Below are 24,940 nucleotides of genomic sequence, written 5' to 3' on the forward strand. Positions count from 1 at the left end.
CAAACTTTACATCCCACATCGGGAGAACAGTATCTTAAACTCTTCTTGACAGAAAAGTCACAACGCAAATATAAGCATTTTAAAGATATATCAACGATTTTTTGATAAAAAAAACGATAAATTAAAAGAAAAATCACCAATTTGACGATTGATTAGAATATATTTCTTATTTTTGGAACTATTAATACCAATAACTTAAACACTTAATTTACTGATATGAACGACACGAACAAGAAAACAGAGCCTCTGGAACAAGAAAAGTCAAACCAGGACTCATCATTCGATCGCAAACGTAGGATCATCGGTGCCATCTTCGGCCCGATATGCGCCATCCTCGTGTGGATTACCCCCATCTCTGGCCTCACGCCCGAGGGTCACAAGCTATTGGCCATCATGACGCTGGTGGCACTGTGGTGGATTACCGAGCCGGTACCCATCCCTGTGACTTCCCTTATAGGCCCCACCCTCTGCGTGGTGTTCGATGTGGTGAAGATGAAAGAGGCCTTCGCCGCCTTTGCCAACCCAATGATCTTCCTCTTTATGGGAGGCTTCATGATAGCCAAGGCCATGATGGTGAACGGTGTGGACAAGCGTATCGCCTATGGCATTATGTCGATGAAATGGGTGGGCGACAACCCGCGGCGCATCTTTCTGGCCATCGGACTGGCGTGCATGCTCTGCTCGGGCTGGATCAGCAACACGGCAACAGCTGCCATGATGTTCCCCATTGCGCTGGGACTGCTCGAGGCTATCCGCGAAATGATGGCCGCGCAAGGCAAGATTATCAATCTCAGCTCGTACAAATACGCCACAGGGCTCATGCTCATGACGGCCTACGCCTGCTCCATTGGTGGCGTGCTCACGCCAATTGGAACGCCGCCGAACATCATCATGCTGGGATTTCTCAACGAGATGTGCAACCTGCATGTATCGTTCTTCCAGTGGATGGTATGGGGATTCGTGGCTATGGTGGCCTATTTTGCGATTGCCTACATCGTGCTTTCCCGCATGTTCCCAAGTGACGTGAAGCACATCGCGGGTGCCACCGAGTTCATCAACGGCAAGGTAAAGGCACTGGGAAAATGGACCCGTGCGCAGAAGAACACGATGATTGCTTTCGGCGTGGCCGTCATCCTCTGGATAACACCAGGCGTGCTGAGCATCGTTCTCGGCACCCAGAGCGACATGCTGAACAAATACAACAGGCTCTTCCCGGAGGCCATTGCGGCAATGGTGGGTGCGCTGCTGCTGTTCTTCCTGCCCGTAGACTTGAAGAAGAACAAGATGACGCTCGACTGGAAGGATGCTGTGGCAGGCGTGGAATGGGGCACGTTGCTGCTCTTCGGCGGCGGACTGGCCATGGGAGGCATGATGTATTCCACTGGACTGTCGGGCTGGATTGGCGACCAGATTATCGCCATGATGGGCGGTAAACCTTCTGAACTGCTGTTCGTGGCCGTATTCTGCGTGATGTCACTGCTTCTGTCAGAGCTAACCTCGCACACCGCCGCGACCAACATGATTGGCCCGCTTGCCATCGGAACAGCCCTCTCGGCGGGGTTCAGCCCAGTGCCGGTGGCAGTAGGCGTGGCCCTCTCTGCTTCGTTGGGCTTCATGCTCCCCGTCTCGACGCCACCCAATGCCATCGTTTATGCCAGCGGCTACATCCCCATCACAAAGATGATTAAGTCGGGTGTGTATATCGACTTCATCGGCATCGCCATCGTTACCATCCCCGTCGCGCTATACTTAGTGAGTATGGTTGTGGGATAAGTGGGCTACAGGCACCTAAAACAAAGACCGTATCCCAGTCACACGACAGGATACGGTCTTTTTGGTACGCTCGGCATGAGCATTATCTAACGGGTGGAAGTCCCGAGTAAGCCCTAATAGCGGGAATTACATAGCCAAAGGCAAGGGTGTTCATCGTGAGGTGAAATCTGAAGGAAGCCGGCGGCAAACATCTGGCCTAACGAACAGAAACTTCATATAAGGCATATGACCATGGATAAGATTGCCAGACAAATCAAAGTCCCATAGCTATTCGGAATGGTTGGTGGAGTTTCCTTGAGCTTTGCGAAAAAATGAAGTAGGTATAAGATGGAAAGATAATGTTCTTATCCGAGGAGGTCTCACTGACGTTTCAAATAGTTGTTTTTACGAAAGAAGCGGAGTAAAGCTTGCCGTGAGAAGTCAGCAGAGTTCATAGTACCCAAGGCACGTGTGCCTACAGGGAAGGACCGAATCGTACAGTGCAATAGTAAATGAATGCTACCCTGCGAACCTTTTCGTCAGATGTCCGAAAGGAGCTCTCTATCCAAGACGATAGGACGGAATCCGACAATAGGATAGAAGTGACGTTACTCAAAGGGATAGCTGAAAACAACTTGCCACACACCGTGAGGTGTAAAAGTACGAAACCGCCGTATGCCGAACGGCACGTACGGTGGTGTGGGAGGTCGGTAAATGTGAAAGTAGGAGGTAAATGCCTTTTATGAATAACATTTACCTCCTACCCGATTTATATAAACTACATTTAATTGCGTTATCCACATTAAACTTATTTGTCATTTAATTGGTTCCGCATGCACATAGTATTCACTGTTTATAGGGTCTTCTTCGTCAGTTTTAAGTATCAGTACCATGCGTGAATGTTTTGTACGCCAATATGCCTTAATATCAGCATCTTCGGGTAGTGCCTTAAACGTTTTACACAGCGAAGCCTTTTCTGTTTCTTTTATAGTACTGTGTGCTTCATAGTACTGGTCCATAATCTTCAACAGACCTTCTCTTTCACGTTCAAGCACGCCTAACATATATTCCTTGTCGTTTTTGTCTTTTGCTCCTTTCAGTACAATACGTAACTCTGCATACGGATTTGCAATGTCTTCTTTGTAGGCTGTAGGTGGAGTGATGATGAACTCACGGTTCTTGTCAAGCAAGCAATATTCTGTTAGCTCGGGGTTCTTTGGATTATACCTTACAATATCCCAATCGTAACCAAAGAATCCATCATTTACTAAATAGAGCCTCTTATGAGCTTGATAGACAATATGACCATCTTTATAGCCATTGGCATATACGGTAGTATTGTCATGAGGTGTGAAGAAGTATGTACTCCACCAATAGGAGGTCTTCAAACTGTTTGTCTTGCGTTCCATGATGCCAAAGCTATCTGGCATATCACGACAATCACTCGTCCAAGTAATTGAATCGTAGTAATTGTAAAAGGCGTTATCCGAAGAGTTGAAACCATATTCATCGGTAAGTTCAAATGTTATAAGGCGGAAAGTCTGAAACACAGGGTCTGTGTTGTCTTTATTGTCTTCTGTATAGTATGCCTTAATCTTGAACTTGCAGTTTTCAGGTACAGAACGGTCTATATCCAAATCATATGTGTAACTTTTCTTCATCATTTCCAAATCTGTTTCTGTCATGCGCTTATATACAATCATGCCATAAACAGACTTGGAACCATTGCTGCCTTCACTTCTCGTTCCTATTTTTTGCATGGTATACATTAAAGTCTTGCCATTCGACTCGTCAAGTTTAAGAATCTGCATGTATCTGTTTTCTGTTGTCAGATTGTTGTTGCCAAACAGTATGAAGCCATTACTCACGTCATAACTCCATGATACACGACTGAAACAAAAGGCAGGCAAGTCATCACTATAAAAATAACTAAAAGCTTGCTGTGATGTCTCAAACCAAAAGTGTGTAGGGCTGCCACCAACTCTGTCTTTCCAAAATTCCTCCTTGCTCAACTTTCCGTTTTCCTGTACCTCATAAGTGGCAATACTCTCCCAACCATAGCCCTTGACCTTACTCTGTATTTCTTCTGCTGCTATTGGCTTTCTCCCTTTTAGCACACAGCACCCCTCATCATTGACAGTATAGGTTTGGTTGAATAGATTCATATCCAACTTACGTTGCTCAACACTCAATTCCTCAGACTTATCGCAACTGCCAAATACAACAGTGCAAGCTACGATGAGTGCTATTAACCAAAACTTCTTATTCATAATAATCCAAATTTAAAGATTTTACATATAGACAGATTATGGATTTTCAGTGTTTCAAATTCTGCTGTTCAAGATAACTGAGTGCAAAAATACAAAAGTATCAACGTAATAGTGCTTTTTTTATTTTTTATAACACTCAAAACATACTTTTGTAATCGGTAACTTTGAATCGTCAAAAATCGGATCGAGTGATACGACAGTCATGCAGTGCATACACTTCCCTCTTCCCTCTTCATTCTTCTCTCTTCACTCTTCCCTCTTCATCCTTCATTCTTCATTCTTCATTCTTCATTCTTCACTTTATAAAATATTATTACCATTTCCTGTCATTTCCTTTCGTCGCATCTGGGCAGAAATGCGCCATGTTTTTTCGGATAATTACAAGACCGAAGAATATCAAAAACACAAGGCCGATGCGGTTACAGCCTTGTGGCACCGCGATTTGAGCTTATCGATTGCGCGACCGAACCTTTGTCGCATCGTGATTAGAGTTTAATCGCAGTGGCGTTTGATATCTAATCGTAGACAACAAAAAACGTATAGTAAAATCATGTTTGTTAAAACCCTGAACGTCAACCCACTACGAATTATCTCAAATTTCTCGAATTTCAAACCGAAGGATTCTTATTTTTAAATACGCGAAATATAGAGAGATGATTGTAAGAAAAAATATCAGTATTTGTTGTCTCAGGATTCATCCAGGACATCTGTTGATGAGAACAAAACTGCATGGATGAACAATGATCCATTTTAATTGATGCAATAGGACAGAGGAGGTGACCTCGTCAGGAATAATCTTGCTTCTCGTGTTAAATAAGGATTATCACTCCAAATGTCGGATGAATCTTTTTAAATCCCGTAATGTCTTATTACATTTAGTTCCTCTAAATGCGCCATCAGCTAACAAGTGGCTTGTGTATAAATGGAAAAGAGGACTTCATAGTCGAAATCCTCTTTTTTAGTACTCTGTGATCCGCATGGGGGCGAAAGTGATCCGTTTGGGGTCGCGATTTGCATGGAGTTAAGCCTTATATGCCACCACCAAAAACGCTACAACAAGTTCGTTTTCAGTGATATACGAAACTTTTATAAAAAGTATGGTCAATTTGTGAAATATCAAGTGGTAACACATTGGTAACACAAACGCATCGTTGGTAACACATTTTTGCCCCGTAGCGCTATTTAGCTTTATAGCACATGAAGAAGAAATCTGCCGTTAATTAAATCAAAGATCATTGTAGGAGAATAGTCTGGATGAAGATCTTTTGAAAGAGACTCAATCGGCACAACTAAAATCCTCTAAATAACAATACAAAGATAACTAATATCCATGAAAGTTCCAAATTTCATTTTAGTTTCTTTAACAGACAACTATCGAGTATTCCCAACACCTCTTATAAGATATTGTACACAATATTTTATGAAACTCACATCTCTATTTTGTGGCGAATAGTTTTTCCATAACTTGCAAAAAGTTACCGACTAAAGAATGTTAATATGAGACTTTGTCTTTGGAGGCATCCTCTTGAAGCATAGACGCTATGATGTCTTTGGGATAATAGCATGGAACATCAGCCTTGGTTTTTGTTTTGAGGAACAATATCGGGTGTACTTTTTGCCCCTTCTTGACGAATGGTAAGCGGCTGGCACGGCTTGTTAATTGCTCATATATGCTCTGTGCCTCGTCGCGTTCTCGCCATTTACATTCTGCCACGAGGATGTGCTTCTTGTCGAGCGATTCAGCTACAAGGTCGAGCTCTATCTGTTCGTAATCATTGCTGCCATCTTCGGTCCGATATGCGCCATTCTCGTGTGGATTACCCCCATCTCTGGCCTCACACCCGAGGGCCACAAGCTATTGGCCATCATGACGCTGGTGGCACTGTGGTGGATTACCGAGCCGGTACCCATCCCTGTGACTTCCCTTATAGGCCCCACCCTCTGCGTGGTGTTCGATGTGGTGAAGATGAAAGAGGCCTTCGCCGCCTTTGCCAACCCAATGATCTTCCTCTTTATGGGAGGCTTCATGATAGCCAAGGCCATGATGGTGAACGGCGTGGACAAGCGTATCGCCTATGGCATCATGTCGATGAAATGGGTGGGCGACAACCCGCGGCGCATCTTTCTGGCCATCGGACTGGCGTGCATGCTCTGCTCGGGCTGGATCAGCAACACGGCAACAGCTGCCATGATGTTCCCCATTGCGCTGGGACTGCTCGAGGCTATCCGCGAAATGATGGCCGCACGAGGCAAGATTATCAATCTCAGCTCGTACAAATACGCCACAGGGCTCATGCTCATGACGGCCTATGCCTGCTCCATTGGTGGCGTGCTCACGCCAATTGGAACGCCGCCGAACATCATCATGCTGGGATTTCTCAACGAGATGTGCGACCTGCATGTATCGTTCTTCCAGTGGATGGTATGGGGATTCGTGGCCATGGTGGCCTATTTTGCGATTGCCTACATCGTGCTTTCCCGCATGTTCCCAAGTGACGTGAAGCACATCGCGGGTGCCACCGAGTTCATCAACGGCAAGGTAAAGGCACTGGGAAAATGGACCCGTGCGCAGAAGAACACGATGATTGCCTTCGGCGTGGCCGTCATTCTCTGGATAACGCCAGGCGTGCTGAGCATCGTTCTCGGCACCCAGAGTGACGTGCTGAACAGATACAACAGGCTCTTCCCAGAGGCCATTGCGGCAATGGTGGGTGCGCTGCTGCTGTTCTTCCTGCCCGTGGACCTGAAGAAGAACAAGATGACGCTCGACTGGAAGGATGCTGTGGCGGGCGTGGAATGGGGCACATTGCTGCTCTTCGGTGGCGGACTGGCCATGGGAGGCATGATGTATTCAACCGGACTGTCGAGCTGGATTGGCGACCAGATTATCGCCATGATGGGTGGCAAGCCGTCTGAACTGCTGTTCGTGGCCGTATTCTGCGTGATGTCACTGCTTCTGTCAGAGCTAACCTCGCACACCGCCGCGACCAACATGATTGGCCCGCTTGCCATCGGAACAGCCCTCTCGGCAGGGTTCAGCCCAGTGCCGGTGGCAGTAGGTGTGGCCCTCTCTGCCTCGTTGGGCTTCATGCTCCCCGTCTCTACGCCACCCAACGCCATCGTTTATGCCAGCGGCTACATCCCCATCACAAAGATGATAAAGTCGGGTGTGTATATCGACTTCATCGGCATCGCCATCGTCACCATCCCCGTCGCGCTGTACTTAGTGAGTATGGTTGTGGGATAAGTGGGCTATAGCCACCGAAAAAAAGACCGTATTCTGGCATGTGACAGGGATACGGTCTTTTTGTGTATGACGGGCATGTCATACATCTGTGGTGAAAGTCCACTCGGGGCGTAGTTGCCAACGAACCCGATAGCGACTTGCAAGTTTCAAGGGGCAACCCTTGGGAGAGAAGAAGCAATAGCGAACTTGTGGCCTAACGAACAGAAACCTAATACTAAGTCGTATCAAGCGGACAAGCTGGCCAAAGGCAGTGACATTCCTAAAGGCAACCGTAACCTTGATGCGAAAATTAGGCAGGTAAACGATGAAAGATGTATGTCTTATATCCATAAGCAGTATTAGGTGTACTCTTCAAAGTTTTGTTCCATTTTTCTATTTTGAAGGTACAAGACTGTGCTAACTTTTCGCATTCAAGTAAAAAAATTATCTAAAAACTTGTGTATTCATAAAAATCAATTAAATTTGCAAAGCTTTAATAATTGTTGCTACCTATAACACGAAGAGGTGGCAGCTGAGAAACACAGAAAGAAGCGTGAACACCATGAGTTCTCGATAGTTAACTTGATAACCTTAAAATTTAGATAATATGAATAACAAGCAGGAAAGCGAAATGACTTTCGTTGAAAAGTTACAAAACGCGCCGAATCAAATCAAACAGATTATCTGTACCCGTCAATTTTGGGTGGAATTAGTCATTATGACGGTGGGAATGTTTGTGGCAGCCATGGGTGTGTACTTTTTCTTGATACCCAGTAAACTCATTATAGGTTCTATTACTGGCTTGTCCTTGGTGCTCGCTAAATTGCTGCCTTTTGTGTCTGTGGGAACGATGATATTTGTTATCAATGCAATATTGCTTGTCCTCTCGTTCTTGCTCATCGGCAATGAGTTTGGTGCCAAGACCGTCTATACAGCGTTGATATTGGGACCGATGATAGATTTCCTCGCTTCTATCGTTCCTATGCACGAATCACTCTTCACCACTTACGTTGCTGGACAAGCCATTGCGAATCCTTGGTTTGACCTTCTCTGCTTCGTTCTCATCCTGAGTGCTTCACAAAGTATCTTGTTCAGTATCAATGCTTCTACAGGTGGGTTGGATATTCTTGCGAAGATTTTCAATAAGTATCTCCATGTTAAGCTTGGTACTGCCGTAATGTTAGCAGGTGGTGCAATCTGTTGTACTGCTTTTGCAATTAATCCTGTTAGTTTAGTGATTATTGGTTTGATTGGAACATGGCTCAATGGTTTGATACTTAATCATTTTATGTCGGATATCAATTCTAAGACTCGTGTGTATATCATCTCCAAAGATTACCAGAAGATTCTGGATTTTGTTGTTCATACCATTCGTCGTGGTGTGACCATACATGAGGTGATAGGTGGCTATTCTAATGAGAAACAGATACAGTTGGAAATCGTTTTGACAAAAGAAGAATTCTCTACTTTGATTGATTTCATGAGTAAGGAAAGACTCAAAACATTTATTACCTCTGATACCGTGAGTGAAGTATATGGTCTTTGGAATAAGAAAGGACTGCTACGTACGGGAAATTATTGATACTGTCATGCCTTTTCAGAAACGGAGCACGATGGTTGCACTGTAAACATGAAGTCTAATTTGTACTTACTATGAAATTAAAGATATATCTGCTTTTGCTGACATTCTATGGCATGGGGCTCTATGCACAAGAGTCCCAGCCTGTAAATCTGTCTGTTGAAGCACGAGCAGACTACCAACGTGAATCGATTGACGGTGTGAAAGTCAATGATAAAACAGGCTTTAAGGGGAACATTTTCAACCTTATTATCAATGGAAATATCTCACCGAAGTTTTCTTTTAAGTATCGACAACGCCTGAATGGCATTAACAAAGATTATACATTCTTTGACGCTACCGACTGGCTCTTCCTTACTTATCACGCTAACCAAAATTGGACACTCTCTGGTGGTAAGTGGGCTGTGCTATGTGGACCGTGGGAGTTCGACCCTGCTCCTATTGATTGTTTTCAACTCTTTGAATTCTGTTACAACTTTCCATGCTACGAGTGGGGACTGTGGTTGGGCTATCAAACCACGAATAAAAAAGACCAATTCTTCTTGCAAATGGTGGAAAGCCCGTTCCGGAAAGTATATAAGCGAAATAGTGGCATATCTTCAGAGATGTATGCCTACAACCTGATATGGTATGGAAGCCATGGTATCTTGCACACCGATTGGTCTGTCAACTTGATGGAGTATGTGCCAGGAAAATTTATTAACTACCTTTCTTTTGGTAATCGTTTCGATGTGGCTGACAATCTGCAAATAGGAGTGGATTACATGAACCGTGCCACCAAGGGGCAGACGTTCCTTTTCAAGGATTGCTCCATGACCGCTCGTGTCGATTACCAGCCTACACCACAGGTTAACCTCTGGGCTAAGGCAAGTTATGACGTGAATCATGCAGGCGTAGACACTAATCCCGAGGCATCAACTCCCTTGACAGAACCCAATCAAAAGACAGTCGAGCAATCCAAACCTCGCGCAGATCTGGTGTTATATGAAGGAACCGAAATCACACGTGTAGGTGCAGGATTGGAGTACTATCCACTAAAAAATAAGAATGTGCGTCTACATGCCAACTATAGTTACTGCTTTGGTAAGAATACCAATCCTGCTGGTTACCTCCAAGACAAACATTCCATTCTTGACCTTGGTATTACTTGGCGAGTGAATGTGATTAAGTAACTGTAAATCTTTCACAAGAGAAATAAGGAAAATAGCTCTTTATATGTTAAAATCTTGGCATTTTAGAAGAAAAAGTTTAATTTTGCAAACAGGATGTATGAGATAAATCGAAAAACTGTAAATATGCAGTTTGCAGATAGGATAACTGTTTCTCAACTCATTTTGTTCAAAAATAATCAGATCAATGCTAAAGAGATGTTTTCGTCATAAAGGTAAATCCTTATTCATAATAATATGTGCAGGTTTCATGTTTTCATCCACTTCCATGGAAATGCGTGCAGCCTGTCAAATTTGGCCATTCTCCAAAAAGAAGAAAAAAACAGAGAAGCCCATCTCTGCCTACAAGCGTCTCACGGGACGTGACTCGGTAGAGATGCACGGTGTGTTCAATGTTATCAAGAAAGGGGATACGATTTATTACGAAATTCCTACCAAATTGATGGGTCGTGAGTTCCTTGTAGTGAACCGTTTGCAAAGAGTTCCATCCGAACTCAACGAGTCGGGTGTGAACAAGGGTATCAATTATGAAAATCAGACGGTGCGTTTTGAATGGGACAAACGACAGAAAAAGCTCATTGTTCGGCAACAACGCATCACGCCCGAAGTGCCTTCATCTGCGGCAATGGCTGGTTCGGTGAAGGATAATTACATCGATCCCATACTTGCTAACTTGAAGATAGAAGGCATGGCGAGCGACTCTTCTACCGTAATAGTGAAGGTCAATGACCTGTACAACGGCAAGGAGAATTTCCTAAATGATGTGTTCAACAACATTAACTTAGGCACAAGTCCTATTGCAAACTTGTCGCGAATTATTGATATCAAGGCGTTTAAGAACAATGTCACAGCCACTTCTGAGCTAACAACGACCGTTCATGAGGGGAATAGCAAGGTAAACGTGACGGTAGTGGTGAGTTCCTCGCTCTCTCTCTTGCCAAAATATCCTATGCAAGGTCGCGAGGAGGATGCCCGTGTGGGATATTTCACCTCCTCAAACATCCAATACAACGACTATCAAAACAAGGTAGAACCCAAAAACTATATCACTCGTTGGCGTCTCGTTCCATCGGATACTGCCGCCTATCTGCGTGGCGAATTGGTAGAACCAGTTCAACCTATCGTGTTTTATATCGATCAAGCCGTCCCCAAACATTTGCGTCCATATATTAAAAAAGGTATGACAGATTGGAATAAGGCATTTGAGCGGGCTGGTTTTAAGAATGCCATTCAGGTATTCGATTATACCGATAGTTTGGCGCAAGTGGGTGATGACATGGGCTACTCGGTGTTGACTTATGCCGCATCTACCAAAGCCAATGCCATGGGTCCATCGGTCATTGACCCTCGTACAGGCGAGATATTGGAAGCAGATATCGTTTGGTGGCATAACGTACAATCACTCATCAGTGAGTGGATCAAGGTACAAACGGGGGCACAGAACCCCCAAGCGCGCCGTATGCAATTGCCCGAAGAGTTGATAGGCGATGCCGTACGCTTCGTAGCCTGTCATGAAGTGGGGCATTCTTTGGGTTTACGACACAACATGATAGCCTCGAATGCCTATCCCACCGATTCGCTTCGGTCTGTAAGTTTCACTCAGCGAATGGGAGGCACCTCATCGTCAATTATGGATTATGCGCGTTTCAATTATGTTGCCCAACCGGGTGACGGGGTGAAAGTGATGTCGCCCAACATCGGACCTTACGACCTCATGGCAATAGAGTGGGGCTATCGCTGGTATCCACAAGGCACAGACGAACAGCAGAAGTTGAACGATTTTTTAGGAAAACATCGTGGACGTTTGTATAAATATAGTGAGGCGCAGCCGCAGCGTACTGCCATTGACCCACGTGCTTTGAGCGAAGATTTGGGCGACGATGCTGTAAAGTCGGCACGATATGGCATTGCCAACCTCAAGCGAATTGTGCCTAATATCATCAACTGGACCACTACAGGCAAGCCAGGACAAGACTACGATGAGGCTTCCAACCTTTATTCGGCGGTGATCTATCAGTGGAGTTTGTACCTATATCATGTCATGGCAAATGTGGGAGGCATGTACTTGGAGAACCTTACCGTTGGCGACGGACAGACATCGTTCCACTTTGTAGAGAAAAGCAAGCAGCGCCAGGCGTTGCAATTCTTGTTGGATGAGGTGTTGAGTGAACCAAAATGGCTGTTCGACACACCGCTCTCGAAGTTGACTTACTTACAACGTAAGACTCCGTTGGGTGTAGAGGAGCAGCAACCTTTCTATATGTTGAAGAACCAGCAGAATTACATTTTGTGGGATTTGCTCAATAACGACCGCTTGATGCGAATGTATGAAAACGAATATGAGAATGGTAAAAAGGCGTTCACACCTGTAGAATTTATGGATATGTTGCATCGACATATCTTTAAGACAACCTTGGCAGCAAAGTCGCCCAATCTCTTGGAGCGCAATTTGCAAAAGAGTTTTATCGATGCTCTCATTACTGCAGCAGCCGAAGGAGAGGGTGTGAAAATTAATAAGAAGTTATACGAAAACAGTTTTCTTGACCAATCCGACAAGCGATTGGGCTGTCAGGAAGAAACTTATTTAAGCAGTAAGTCAAGAAACATACAAATGACGAATACGCAGGTAACACGTAACAGCGATGCATTGAGTTTGAAACGAGGCGAGATGATTCGTGTCATGAAACTATTGAAGAGCAGGTTACACCGTTCAGACACTACTACTCGTCTTCATTATGAGGACGTGATATTACGAATACAAACAGCTTTGGGATTAACGAAATAAGAAGAATAACAATGAAAAAGAAAACGATATACATGCTCATCGCCTTGTTGGCATGTGTCTTGCAGACGCAGGCACAGGAGCGAGTGATTACTGGTGTGGTGCTTGATGGCGACCTCAAGGACGAACCACTCATCGGTGCAACGGTGGGAAAGGGCGTAGGTAAGGTGTCAACGGGTACGGTAACCGACTACGAAGGAAAGTTCAAACTGTCTGTTGGAAAGGATACAAAAACCATATCCGTTAGCTATGTGGGTTATACTACGCAAACTATTAGTCTGAAGCCAGGCGTTAATCATTACAAAATCTTGCTGATGCCCGATGCACATTCTATCAATGAAGTAGTTGTTACTGGTTACCAGCGCATAGATAGACGCAAGCTGACAGCCTCAGTAACGACGGTCGATATTTCCGATAAGGCAGTGGGAGCGGTGAAGAACATTGACCAAGCCTTGGCAGGACAGATAGCCGGACTGTCTACCGTAAGCAGTTCGGGTGCTCCAGGCGCACCAGTGAAGATACGTATTCGTGGTACCGCGTCTATCAATGGTACGCAGGAACCACTGTGGGTATTGGATGGTATTCCTTTGGAGGGTACGGATATTCCGTCTATGGAGAACCTCAACGACATCGATGACATGTATCAAACGTCCATTGCAGGCATCAATCCCTCAGACATTGAGAACATCACGGTGCTGAAAGATGCTGCCGCCACAGCCATTTATGGTGCTCGTGCTGCCAATGGAGTGATAGTCATCACCACCAAGAAAGGCAAGGAAGGCAGACCAGTTATTAACTTTTCTGCAAAATACACTTATAGTCCGAAGTTGAATATCGACCGTCTGAACCTGTTGAATGCTGACGAAAAGGTGGATTTAGAGTTAGGCTTGTTAGCTTCAGACTACACCTATCGTGAACATAAAGGTGAGGTGGCGAACATTCTGAAAACACTCAACGAGACTGAGGTATATAAAAGAGAAGGCAGGAATGCGCTTTCAGCATTGGCACAAACGCAGATCAATGCACTTCGCAACATCCATACCGATTGGAATGACATCCTTTTCCGTCATGCCATGAACCAAGAATACAATGCAAGTATTGCAGGTGGGAGCAACCGTTCGGGCTATTATACATCGGTGGGTTATTACGATGAACAGGGCAATGTTAAAGGTGTTGACAACAAACGCTTTAACATGACATTGAAAGCCGATTACCGCATCAACAAAATGTTAAAGTTGGGTGCGTCTGTTTACGCCAACCAACGGAAGCAAAACAGCTATCTCACCGACACCAATGGATTTACTAACCCAGTGTATTACTCACGTTTGGCAAACCCATACTTCCTGCCTTTTGTCGAAGGTAAGTATCATTACGATGTCAATGTGCAGGGAAAAGAAGACTCATCGCTCGACTTCAACATCTTTGAAGAGCGAGAAAACACTTCGCACAAGCGTACCGACCGATCGCTCATGGCTATCTTTGACGGTGAATTGCAATTCACACCCGACTTGAAACTCACCTCACAATTTGGCTTGCAGTATGACAACTACTCATTGGAGAAGTACGCTGGCGAGAACAGTTTTGCGATGAGAAAGGAACACTTCAATGCTACTTATGCTTATAAAGACGGCAAACGCTCGTATCTTCCAGAAGGAGGAATGCACAAAACTACCTCCTATAATAGTTTGCAGTGGACATGGAAGGCTCTTTTAGAGTATGCACACCGCTTTAATAGGGTTCACGATGTTGAGCTTTTGGCTGGTACAGAGGTGCGCCACATCAACTCTTCTTCTGTTTATTCAGCAGCATACGGTTACGATGCCCGTACGCTTACCACGCATCCTGTGATATTTCCAAATGAGACAACAGCAGAGAGTCGTCCGCTACATCGTGAGAATCAAGCCGAGAATGCCTATGTGTCGTGGTTCGCAACTGGTTCGTACACGCTGTTCTATCGTTACACTTTGGGAGGCAGTGTGCGCTTCGATGGCTCCGATGTGTTCGGTGTTGCCAAGAAATATCGTTATCTTCCGTTATATTCAGTGAGTGGCTTGTGGCGTGTACACCAAGAGCGTTTCGCCAAAACGGCTAAATGGCTTAGCAACTTGTCGTTGCGTGCATCTTACGGAATCCAAGGAAACATCGACAAAAATACTTCGCCTTATCTCATTGGCTTTTATGACAAAACGTCGATATTGCCTGGCAAGGGTGAACAAATGATAAAGGCAGAGACAGCTCCCAATCCTGATTTGCGTTGGGAAAAGACGAAAAACGTGAACTTTGGAGTAGACCTTGGTTTGTGGAACAATGCCATAACGCTGTCGGCAGATTATTATTATCGCCGCAGTAGTGACCTCATCGGGATGCGTATGTTGCCACAAGAAACAGGCTTCTCGGCTACTACTATCAACTGGGCGAGCATGGAGAATAGCGGATGGGAGATAGCCTTGGGGTCAAGAAACGTTTACACCAAGAATTTCAAGTGGACCACCAACCTGAACTTAGGCTTCAACACTAATAAGATTTTGAACGAGAGCGTGGCAGAAAACTCTACCTATCCCAGTCGTGAAGGCTATCCTGTGGGTGCCTTGTTTGCCTACAAGACAGCGGGTTTAGATAAGGATGGATATCCCTTGTTTGTCAACAAAGAGGGTAATAAGGTGACCGCTGCCGAACTGTTGAAACTGAATAATGCTGGCGCCAGCACGCTTTCGGCGTCAGAGCAGCGAGCATTATACACCTATATGGGTACTACCGACCCTAAAGTGTCTGGTGGTTTTATCAATCATTTTGAGTATAAAGATTGGCAATTGGGCATTAACTTCATTTTTAACTTGGGCATGAAGGTGCGTGTACAACCCTCTTATAACCCCACAACGTACGACAGAGGGCTAAATGTCAATCGTGACATCCTGCAACGTTGGACGCCAAACAACAACCAAACAACTTTTCCCAAGTTGATGACGAAAGATGTGCGAGTGCCCGAGCATATTCAATATTCTGAATACAATACCTACAGTATGCTCGATACTTGGGTGAAAGACCGCAGTTATATGCGTCTGCAAAGCCTTCGTTTGGGCTATAAATTGCCCTCGAAATGGCTCAACAAGGTGGGCGTTACCAATGCGTCGCTGTCTTTAGAAGGGCGCAACCTCTTTGTCGTTGCTACCGACTACACCAACTATCTTGACCCCGAGACCATGGGAAACCCATTTGCCCAGCCTATGGCAAAAAGCGTTATCTTTGGTTTGAATATGAATTTTTAAGTTGAAAAGAAGATGAGAAAACTACATACATTCACGTTGTGTTTGGCTTTGTTGGCAGTGCTGACAGGCTGTGACAACTTTCTTGACATTGCACCCACGGGTAAAGTAATTGCCAAGACAGGTGAGGAATATCGACAGATGCTTACCTATGAGTATTCCACATTTCCCGAAGATCGTGGCTTTGCCTCCCTTCGAAGTGATGAGCTGACGATGTCTCCCACCGCTACATCGCCCGAAGATTACAGTTCGTATTTTGATATATGGCGGTGGAATGATGCCGCTCCTTCCACTTCTACAGCTACTCCTAACTGGCGTCGCTATTGGCATGTCATTTATATCGCTAATTATATCATTGAAAACCAAGGTCAGATAACGAACGCAAGCAAGAAAGAAATAGAACAGTTAGTGGGCGAATGCTATATGCTCCGTGCCTATTGTCATTTCTTGTTGGCTAACCTGTTCGCCCAACCCTATACCAAGGTAAATCCTGAGACAACGCGAGGAGTGCCGTTGCAGTTGCAGGCAGATGTAAAAACCATTCCACATTGTAGCAGTCTGAAAGCTGTTTATGAGCAGGTACTAAGCGATATTGACGAGGCAGCCAAGCACCTCAACGTGGAGAAATGGGACGAAGGTCAGACCTACCGCTTCAATGTTATCTCGGCACAAGCACTCAAGGCGCGTGTTTGTCTGTACAAAGGCGACTGGCAAGGAGCGTTAAAGGCGGCTCAAGAGGTGCTGGCAAAGCATGGCGAGTTGGAAGATCTCAATGCTTCGGGCGGCGTGTTGCCCAACCACTACAAGTCGGTTGAATCGATTGTAGCGCTTGAGCAGGTGATGACCAATAACTATAAACAGGTAGGAAGACCGTCAGAAAGTGTCATTGGTATTTATAAAAAGGGCGACCAGCGTAAGTTACGGTATATGGAACGCAAAGGTTCGCAAACTTACCTACTGCTCAAAGGGGGTAGTAATGAGTATCGTTGCTCCTTCCGATCGGCAGAGGCATACCTCATTGCAGCAGAAGCTACCGCTCAAATGGGACAGCTTTCCGAGGCTCGCCAGTATCTTTCTGCACTGATGGAAAAGCGGTACAAACCCGCTGTTTGCGCCAAGTATGTGGACGATCTGAATGCCATGAATCAGCAGCAACTTCTTACTGAAGTCTATGACGAACGTTTTAGGGAACTTGCTTTTGAGGGATTTCGTTGGGACGACCTGCGTAGAACCACCCAACCCATGCTGACCAAGACCTACAAGGACGAGACTTTCCAGTTGAAGGAGCATGATGCACGTTACACCCTTCGTTTCCCTGCCGATGCAGTGGCAGCCAATCCAGAATTAGAGGTGTGGCCTGTAAAATAGGCACCGCACACATTTCAATAAATTATGAACACTTTAATATTTAAGCGTATGAAAAAGTTTTTACTCATGTTTGTTGCTGTTGTAGCAAGTCTCACAGCACAAGCCCAGTTGTCTAATACGACCGCTACGTGGTCGAAGTCGATTACTCCTGTCACCGATGCTACCAAGCTCTCTGGCATTCACACCGTTGTTGCAGCCGACGGGAGCGTGTTTGTCACTGGTACTTATAACCAAGACGTTACTTTTGGGGCTTCCTCATTAGACCCTGATGGCCTGACACCTGCTTATTTGGCAAAATATGATGCTAACGGCAATGAGAAGTGGGCTGTCGGACTGGTAGGTAATTCGCTCATTACCGACATTGCTACTGATGCTGACGGCAATGTTTACCTTCTGGGAACTTTGGCAGAAGACGTTACGTTTGAGTCGGTTGATGGCAATTCACAGAGCGTTCAAGGCATGAAGGTTGATGGTGCGTTGACACCCACTCGCCGTGCTGCCTTTATAGCCAAATACGACAAGGACGGAAACCTCAAGGTGGTACGTACCATTGAGGCGGCTACCAACTATAGCATTGTCTCTCCAGACACCTATTTCGATAACCTTGCCCAGGTACAACCTACCGCTTTGGCTGTATCCAATGGTAAGGTGTATGTGGGTTTGCGTCATGATGGAGATGTGATAATAGACAACGTGGCATGGAAAGGTCGTTACAATTTTGCTTTTGGCTTTATGCATGTGGACAACCATAGTGTAGGCATCATGTCGTTGAAAGCTGAAGACTTGATGAGTGCAACATCGATTGCCGACTTTGGGGCAAAAGAAGTGTTGACCAATGACGGAACTTATAATGCCACGGATGTGAGTCTCACGGCTGCCAATGGAACCGTATATGCAGCCTTCGTGGGGTATGGCAAGTTGGCACTCAACACGGCAAATGAAAGCAAGGATTTTACAACTGAGATAGCAGAGGGTACCATGCCTCGTGTTTATGTATTGGCGTCTATCAGCGAAAGCAACGTTGTGACAAAAGCATTCACGACGAAAGCCGATAACGAGGGTGATAACTATCGAATCGGACGCATGGCGTTGGAGGGCGACAAGTTGTTTGTCAGTGGCGTTTCTGCTGGAAGCAATCCTTTCAACAATGACCTACCAGCCGTTGGAGCGCGCACTTTGTTCGTTGCCTCTCTTCATCCTGCCGACTTTAGTGTCAATTGGGTGACAGCCGATGCTTATGACGAAGGTGATGTAAACCATTATGCACAAGGCATTTTTGATATGCTTGTTAACAATGGAGAAGTATTGTTGGCAGGGTATGCAGAAAAGACTGATAAGCATTCTTTGACGGCTCAACTCAACTATTGGTTCAAGGCAGATGGCACATTGAAACCTGCTGCCGCAGATTCTATTGTTGCTATGGCTGTAAATAACAATGTTGTTTCTGTTGTTACCAAAGCAGAAAAGCAAACAACGGTTACTGCTTACAATAAGAAGGATGTTACTGGCGTTCAGTCAATAGTTGCAAATTCTTCTGAGTCTACATATGTCTACAATCTTCGTGGCCAATATGTGGGAAGAACATGCCAAGGCTTACCAGCTGGTGTCTACATCGTGAAAACAGGTAAGCAGGTTCAAAAGGTGGTTGTGAAGTGATAGTACTTTCATAGAATACTCCTTCAGCGGTTGGTGTACAGCTCGTTTTGATGTACACTGATTGCATGAGGCAGTAATGGAAAACAGGCTATTTTGTGCTGTAAAACAGATTGTTTTGGTGCACAAAATAGCCTGTTTTGTTTTGGTAGCTACCATGGATAGAACGATGAACTCAAATCGGTCATTAGAAAAAGATTTTTGTCATTTTCTAATGACCGCCTTTAGAAGAGGGGAAAAGAAAAACTAAGAGTACAAAAGACATTTAAGTTATTGTAAATCAAAGTTTTTATTAAATTTATTAAACGAAGAGAGGGGACTTTCGTAAATTAGTCTATGTACCGTATCCAACGATTGGCATTTTCAAGTCCCCATTGAACATGCCATTTACGTCCATTAGTTTTATCGATTAGAATGAATTGAAAGATATTACTTGTCGGATACAACTCAAAACTGCCAGAACCATAACCCGTTCCCCATGATAAATCTACATTGTTAATTACGGAAGAGCCTTCGTTCTTCTCATCCAAAGACCATTGCACTTGCTTTATCTTTCCTGTTTTCGTGTCTAACTCCAAAAAGTTGAAATTGTTTTCTGTTTTATAGAGTTTGAATCTCCCTTTTAGGGAAGAATCTATTTCTATTTGCTCTAACAACATATTGTTTATGGTTAGCAACGTATCAATCTTTGAAAGCAAAGCGTATATATTCTTGCCTTGGCTGCTTGATGTACTTTCTTGTTTTTTACCTACTGTCTGTGCCATTCCCAAAAAAGGAATCAATAGTTGTATTTACAACCGATTATTACTCAATATTTTATAGATAATAAGTCAGAAATATGGTTGTTATTTTTAATTGCACATTCTAAAAGGTGAAGATTTAACGCTTTTATTGATTATTAACTCAAAAAGGACATCAACTTGGGTCGTTTCTTCTCTTTTCCTTGCTATTCGTTTCCGATATTCCACTTTTGTTTTGGTCTATCTCATATGTACTGCAAAGGTATTGATTTTTGTTTGATATTGCTCCTTGCTTGCTCCTTGTCGTAGATTAATTTTCACACAGGAATTTTTGTTCTCTTTCTATAGGGGCTTGAAACAATCCATTTATTGGAAACAATTAAAGACGGAGCTGGTTTGCCCCAGTGCTTTTTAAGAAACAGGGCAATTATTTTATCTCCACAAAGGCTCTTGTTCCCAATTATGAGGAAAGCCTAATAAACGAGTTCTTACTGATGGGTATTTCGATAAAAGCTGCTTGAAATCTGCAACAAAAGTGTTGCCCATAGAAATGGAGTTAAGCCAATACACCACATAGCAGAGTTGCGGATAAAGTGTTTGTTCACGGAACGAGAAATCCGTAATCCATGTGTTTGGCATACGCATAGGCATCATTGGCTTGACAGGAAAGACCCGATTTGACAGTCTTGAATGATGGGCGCAGCAATTACGAAGTACGGGTCTGGGTACGGATTAAAAGGCTAAGTGATTATTTTCAGTCATTTAGCCTTTTTAATTATCTAATTTTTCCCCACATTTTCCCCACAGCTGTCTATTTATATACAGGGCAACCGCATCAAAATAACGTTAGCTTAGGAAACAAACGTAGTTTTCAACCTCCTCCTCTCCCTTATTGTCCATTTTCCTAAAAAAACCATTGGTCCAAATCGAAACTACTACCCCATAAAAATTGATTTTTTGCCCCATATAATTCAAATTTCCCTTGCGGGTAATATTTTTTAAGAAACATGATTTTTGACAACAGGCTATTATTCAGACAAATACAAAATTATGCATTTTTAAGGGGGGATATTGTAAATTGTTGAAACTTCTCATCCTTGTATCCACCCCACTTATCCCTATTAATACAAAATCGACAAGTATTGATTATCAGGTTATTGACATTTTGATGCGGTTGCCCTGATTTATATATTTTAGAAACATATTTTTCCGTAAAGTTATGTACCTTTGTCGGCAAATAAAGATATTCTCGTCAAACAAATATAAATAATATAAACATGGAAAAAAACAGAAAAAAACAAATCGTAGTTTTGAGTATAGCTTTAGTTTGCATTTTCATCTTGGTATTTTCATTGTTCCATAAATCAGCGACAAAAGATAGCGCAAATCCTCCTTTAACAAATGTTTTGACTGATAGCATTTCTCAAATTGTCTCAGCTTGTCCTGGCGAAATTGGTGTGGCGGTTATTGTTAATAACAGAGATACGGTTAAGGTCAATAATAAGAGTGTTTATCCTATGATGAGTGTGTTTAAGGTTCATCAGGCATTAGCTCTTTGTAATGACTTTGACAATAAAGGAATTTCACTTGATACCTTAGTAAATATAAATAGGGATAAACTTGACCCAAAGACTTGGAGTCCTATGCTGAAAGATTATTCAGGGCCAGTCATATCATTGACAGTGAGAGATTTGCTGCGTTATACTCTTACTCAGAGTGACAACAATGCAAGCAACCTTATGTTTAAGGATATGGTTAATGTCGCTCAAACAGATAGTTTTATAGCCACACTCATTCCTCGTTCAAGTTTTCAGATAGCTTATACGGAAGAGGAAATGTCGGCTGACCATAACAAGGCTTACTCTAACTATACATCTCCTCTTGGTGCTGCAATGTTGATGAATCGTTTGTTTACTGAAGGTCTTATCGATGATGAGAAACAAAGTTTCATTAAGAATACGTTAAAAGAATGCAAAACAGGTGTAGATAGGATAGCAGCTCCACTTCTTGATAAAGAAGGGGTTGTTATAGCGCATAAGACAGGTTCAGGTTATGTTAATGAAAATGGTGTTCTTGCAGCTCACAATGATGTTGCCTATATATGTCTGCCTAATAATATCAGTTATACCTTAGCGGTATTTGTTAAGGATTTCAAGGGAAATGAATCACAAGCGTCACAATATGTTGCGCATATATCAGCTGTAGTATATTCTTTATTAATGCAAACTTCAGTAAAATCTTAAACTGCACTTGCTTTGATAATTAATGATAAACAATCTAAAAGCACTCTAATCGTTATCGGAGTGCTTTTAGATTACTAATCAAATTGCTTCTATTATAATTTGAATCCTCTACTTTTTCTTTCTTCCTGTTGCGGCACTCTTGCTCCATATCTAAGCCTGTGCCATTGCTCCCTGAACCAGTCGGCAATCGGCTTCCTGTTTATTGTCAGGTTCAGCCTGCTTTCATCGTCAGGGTCATTTTCCACCCTTAAAATATCATCCTTTATATCAAAGTTCCGCCTGTGTTGCTCGGAATAGATTTTACCGCTACATTTCAGGGCTTCTTTTTTGACTATAAGACTTTCAGTCATTTCTTTAGAGAATCCCAGCATGGCACAAAACTTTTCCATGCGCAGCATTTCCCTGAACATCGGAAACCACCTGAAAGCCTTGTCTATGATTCTGGCGAGCCGTGACAGTTCTTTTTCTTTCATGTCAAGTTCCTGCCTGTGCATTTCTCTGAGATTGTGGATTTGCGTATCATGCTGTTTCTGCATCTGCTGTACTTGGCTCTGCAATTTTTCAATATTGGTGTTCCGTTTTGAAACCTCGTCTTGCAGTTTTTCGTTGGCACGTTCCAGTTCTTTCAGTTTTCCACTCCCGAAAAGAGAAGCAACTCCACTAGTTATGGCTGTCGCTGCCGTGGTGGCTGTCTTCTTTAACTTGTCAGTGCGTATTTCTGATTTCACCTGTTTCAGTTCCTGCTCGGCAAGATTTATCTGTTCTTCTTTGTGCCGTTTGGCTGCATCCATGCGTTGCAGTTCAGCTTTCTGCTTCTCAATGATAAAGTCGTTCCGTTCCAGATGCTCCTTACCAGTGACAGCCTTTGACTGCCCGCGTTCCATCAGCAGGATGTCGGATGCAAGGGTCTGCATCTGCATCATGTCATCGTCATTGAGCTTTCGGCTCTTTCCTGTTTCGTGGTTCATCCAGTCGAAAACGATATGGGCATGATAGTTCGGCTTGAACCATCTGTCCCCGACTTTGAAGCTTTCCCTGTCTTCCGCTTCCGGCTGACCGTTCAGCCAATGCCCTTCATCCTTGTGCAGGAAGATTTGCAGCGGTGTGATTCCCCAGCGTCTTTGACACTCCTCACCGAATTTACGCACGTCTGCCAGTGTGGTGTCCGACCTGACAAGCAGCACTCCTTCACGTATGGGGGAGCATCCCGCAATCTTGACTATTTTACCGTTCTTGCCTTTGCGTTCACGCTCCTTTTCCTGCATGGCACGTCCGGTCTTTTCCTTTACCATCTGTCTGATATTGTCATAATGCATCCGCAAATCCGGACTGCCGAAGTCGGGATTTATCCACTGCTCATTATCGGTGGAGAGTTCTGGAACCACATAGGTTCTGGACTCTCCGATGTGGCGCATGTATTCGGCAGTCCTCCTGTTGTGAGCCTCACTCGATGCGATATTGCAGGGCTTGATATGTATGCTTGATTTTGTTGCCATAGATACTTGTTTTTTGGGTTTGTACTTTATTGTTTGCTTTTCCGCTGTCCGTAAACGCATGGGGTTCTTAGGGGTGCAACCCATAAGCGGAGATTGCAAAGAGAGGGTCACTCTTTGCTCTGGGTTCTCAGGGGAGAAACGCCCTGAGTGGGTCATTAGGGTAAAACCCTAATCCCCTCGGGAGAGCCCACAACTACGTAAGCGGAGCGTGTAGTTATAGTGGGCTATATCAATGGCAAGCCATTGTCTGCAAACTCCAGCCTACGGCTTCCGCTCTCCTCCGTCAGGGAGGTTTTTCATCATCGTTGCCGATTGGAGATGCACCGACCAGCACAAGGTCTAAATCGTCTATCAGTTTTTGCAGGACGGGATTCTTCTCTATCATCCGCTGGAGGATTCTCTCAGCCTCGACCAAGTGGTTGGCTGTACTCATCACCTTGCCCTCCCGTATCTGAAAGATAATCCAATCGGCTATGTCGATATGGGCTTCTTTTTGTTTCGGGGTGGCATTCCTTTCGATGATGTCCGAAACCACCACCTTACAAAAGTACATGCTCTCGGCTCGCTGTTTCCACTCGGCATAAGCATCGGCATCGGGAAAGAGAAGCACGGTTCGCCCTGACAGTACACGGAGTTTCTCTTCTCTCATCTGACTCTTACCACCCGTAGCCAGCCATACATAATCGGGGAAGATAGCAGAACCGATAACGGCACTCTTCTCGGATTCCACCAAGACCACCACCTTGTCGGGATGCGTTTTCAACAAGTGTTCCCCGAAAAGGCATTGGGATAGTTGCCAATCCTCTGCCAACACACGCTGCTTTTTCAATATGCTGTGTATCCAGTTCACTGCCGATGTCTGTCCTCCCTTGATACGGTGTCCGTCTTCGGGATTGTACTGCATCACCTTTCCCGTGCGTACCTTGCCCGTCCTGTCTATCTGCCAAAAGATAACAGAGCCGTCACGGGTAGCCCCCAAACGGTATTCCTCCAACAACCGCTTCAACACCTCTTTCGCCTTGTCGCCATAGTAGGAAGTAAGGAGTGTGAAGAGGAAACGGAAGAAATTGCTACGCTCGCTTTGCGACTTCTCCACATAGTGAGGGGGAATATAGCCGATGGCTGTCGGCTTACTTTGCTGCTTCACTTTCTTCTGCTCTGCTCTTTGCCTGTCAAAAGAGAAATCATTGGTAGTTCTGTGTTCAGGATGCTCTTGAAAATACTCTTTCGGAGTGTAGTGATACCCACAACCGCTTTCGTGGTTACATCTGCCGACCGATGGATGCAACGGCACATTATTTTCGTCCACGTAATAGACGAAAGAATGCCTGTCTCCGCATTTGGGGCAGGTATGCCGTGTTGCCGTTCCTTTATACTTCTGTAATGAATAATTGCCCAT

The 24,940-nt window shown here is 44.3% G+C and carries 15 protein-coding genes and 1 pseudogene; 9 read left to right on the plus strand and 7 right to left on the minus strand.

Annotated features, from left to right (window positions below; all coding sequences use genetic code 11):
- The first annotated feature begins 216 nt into the window (after positions 1–216).
- Positions 217–1,773 (plus strand): SLC13 family permease, encoded by a 1,557-nt coding sequence (locus BN35_RS02665; protein WP_036893344.1) that lies wholly within the window; start codon positions 217–219, stop codon positions 1,771–1,773.
- 794 nt (positions 1,774–2,567) lie between these two features.
- Here BN35_RS02665 and BN35_RS02670 read toward each other — a convergent pair.
- The gene (locus tag BN35_RS02670; RefSeq protein WP_025072369.1) at positions 2,568–4,022 is read right to left on the minus strand and encodes a hypothetical protein; all 1,455 of its coding nucleotides are present in this window, start codon (positions 4,020–4,022) and stop codon (positions 2,568–2,570) included.
- A gap of 1,492 nt (positions 4,023–5,514) precedes the next feature.
- Positions 5,515–5,826, minus strand: a pseudogene (locus tag BN35_RS02675) (DUF234 domain-containing protein); the annotation flags it as partial.
- Here BN35_RS02675 and BN35_RS02680 point away from each other — a divergent pair.
- Positions 5,743–7,269, plus strand: a complete 1,527-nt coding sequence (locus BN35_RS02680) for an SLC13 family permease (protein WP_044071148.1) — start codon at positions 5,743–5,745, stop codon at positions 7,267–7,269. The pseudogene BN35_RS02675 and the gene BN35_RS02680 overlap by 84 nt on opposite strands.
- A gap of 78 nt (positions 7,270–7,347) precedes the next feature.
- Here the strand turns inward: BN35_RS02680 and BN35_RS13575 are convergent, their stop codons facing one another.
- Entirely contained in the window at positions 7,348–7,599 is a 252-nt protein-coding gene (locus BN35_RS13575) for a hypothetical protein (protein WP_145992917.1), read from the minus strand.
- Positions 7,600–7,855: 256 nt separating this feature from the next.
- Here BN35_RS13575 and BN35_RS02690 point away from each other — a divergent pair, with 256 nt between their 5' ends.
- From BN35_RS02690 to BN35_RS02715, 6 genes are all read left to right on the plus strand, one after another.
- Complete coding sequence (locus tag BN35_RS02690; RefSeq protein WP_025072372.1) at positions 7,856–8,830, plus strand: YitT family protein; 975 nt, start codon at positions 7,856–7,858, stop codon at positions 8,828–8,830.
- A 71-nt stretch (positions 8,831–8,901) separates the two neighbouring features.
- On the plus strand, positions 8,902–9,999 hold the full coding sequence (locus BN35_RS02695; RefSeq protein WP_025072373.1) for a porin: 1,098 nt from the start codon (positions 8,902–8,904) through the stop codon (positions 9,997–9,999).
- A gap of 247 nt (positions 10,000–10,246) precedes the next feature.
- Positions 10,247–12,781 carry a zinc-dependent metalloprotease gene (locus BN35_RS02700; protein WP_044071150.1) on the plus strand — a complete coding sequence of 845 codons (2,535 nt, stop codon included), beginning with the start codon at positions 10,247–10,249 and terminating at the stop codon, positions 12,779–12,781.
- A gap of 11 nt (positions 12,782–12,792) precedes the next feature.
- Positions 12,793–16,044: a SusC/RagA family TonB-linked outer membrane protein gene (locus BN35_RS02705; RefSeq protein ID WP_028901152.1), complete on the plus strand. Its 3,252-nt coding sequence runs from the start codon at positions 12,793–12,795 to the stop codon at positions 16,042–16,044.
- A 12-nt stretch (positions 16,045–16,056) separates the two neighbouring features.
- Positions 16,057–17,409, plus strand: a complete 1,353-nt coding sequence (locus BN35_RS02710) for a RagB/SusD family nutrient uptake outer membrane protein (protein ID WP_025072374.1) — start codon at positions 16,057–16,059, stop codon at positions 17,407–17,409.
- 48 nt (positions 17,410–17,457) lie between these two features.
- Positions 17,458–19,065, plus strand: coding sequence for a hypothetical protein (locus BN35_RS02715; protein ID WP_028901153.1), 1,608 nt, complete (start codon positions 17,458–17,460; stop codon positions 19,063–19,065).
- 326 nt (positions 19,066–19,391) lie between these two features.
- Here the strand turns inward: BN35_RS02715 and BN35_RS02720 are convergent, their stop codons facing one another.
- Both BN35_RS02720 and BN35_RS12985 read right to left on the minus strand, forming a co-directional pair.
- Entirely contained in the window at positions 19,392–19,826 is a 435-nt protein-coding gene (locus BN35_RS02720; protein ID WP_025072377.1) for a hypothetical protein, read from the minus strand.
- A gap of 408 nt (positions 19,827–20,234) precedes the next feature.
- Complete coding sequence (locus BN35_RS12985) at positions 20,235–20,447, minus strand: Abi family protein (RefSeq protein ID WP_004292721.1); 213 nt, start codon at positions 20,445–20,447, stop codon at positions 20,235–20,237.
- A 632-nt stretch (positions 20,448–21,079) separates the two neighbouring features.
- On the opposite strand from BN35_RS12985, the gene BN35_RS02725 reads away from it, so the two are divergent.
- The gene (locus BN35_RS02725) at positions 21,080–22,045 is read left to right on the plus strand and encodes a CfxA family broad-spectrum class A beta-lactamase (protein ID WP_004339683.1); all 966 of its coding nucleotides are present in this window, start codon (positions 21,080–21,082) and stop codon (positions 22,043–22,045) included.
- A 92-nt stretch (positions 22,046–22,137) separates the two neighbouring features.
- Here the strand turns inward: BN35_RS02725 and BN35_RS02730 are convergent, their stop codons facing one another.
- Together BN35_RS02730 and BN35_RS02735 are read right to left on the minus strand one after the other, a co-directional pair.
- A complete protein-coding gene (locus tag BN35_RS02730) occupies positions 22,138–23,541 on the minus strand; it encodes a hypothetical protein (RefSeq protein ID WP_004339684.1) in 1,404 nt (467 codons plus the stop codon).
- Between the two features lie 283 nt (positions 23,542–23,824).
- Entirely contained in the window at positions 23,825–24,940 is a 1,116-nt protein-coding gene (locus BN35_RS02735) for a DUF6371 domain-containing protein (protein ID WP_004292742.1), read from the minus strand.

The organism is Hoylesella timonensis 4401737 = DSM 22865 = JCM 15640 (genome assembly GCF_000455445.1).
GTDB classification, from domain to species: Bacteria; Bacteroidota; Bacteroidia; order Bacteroidales; family Bacteroidaceae; genus Prevotella; species Prevotella timonensis.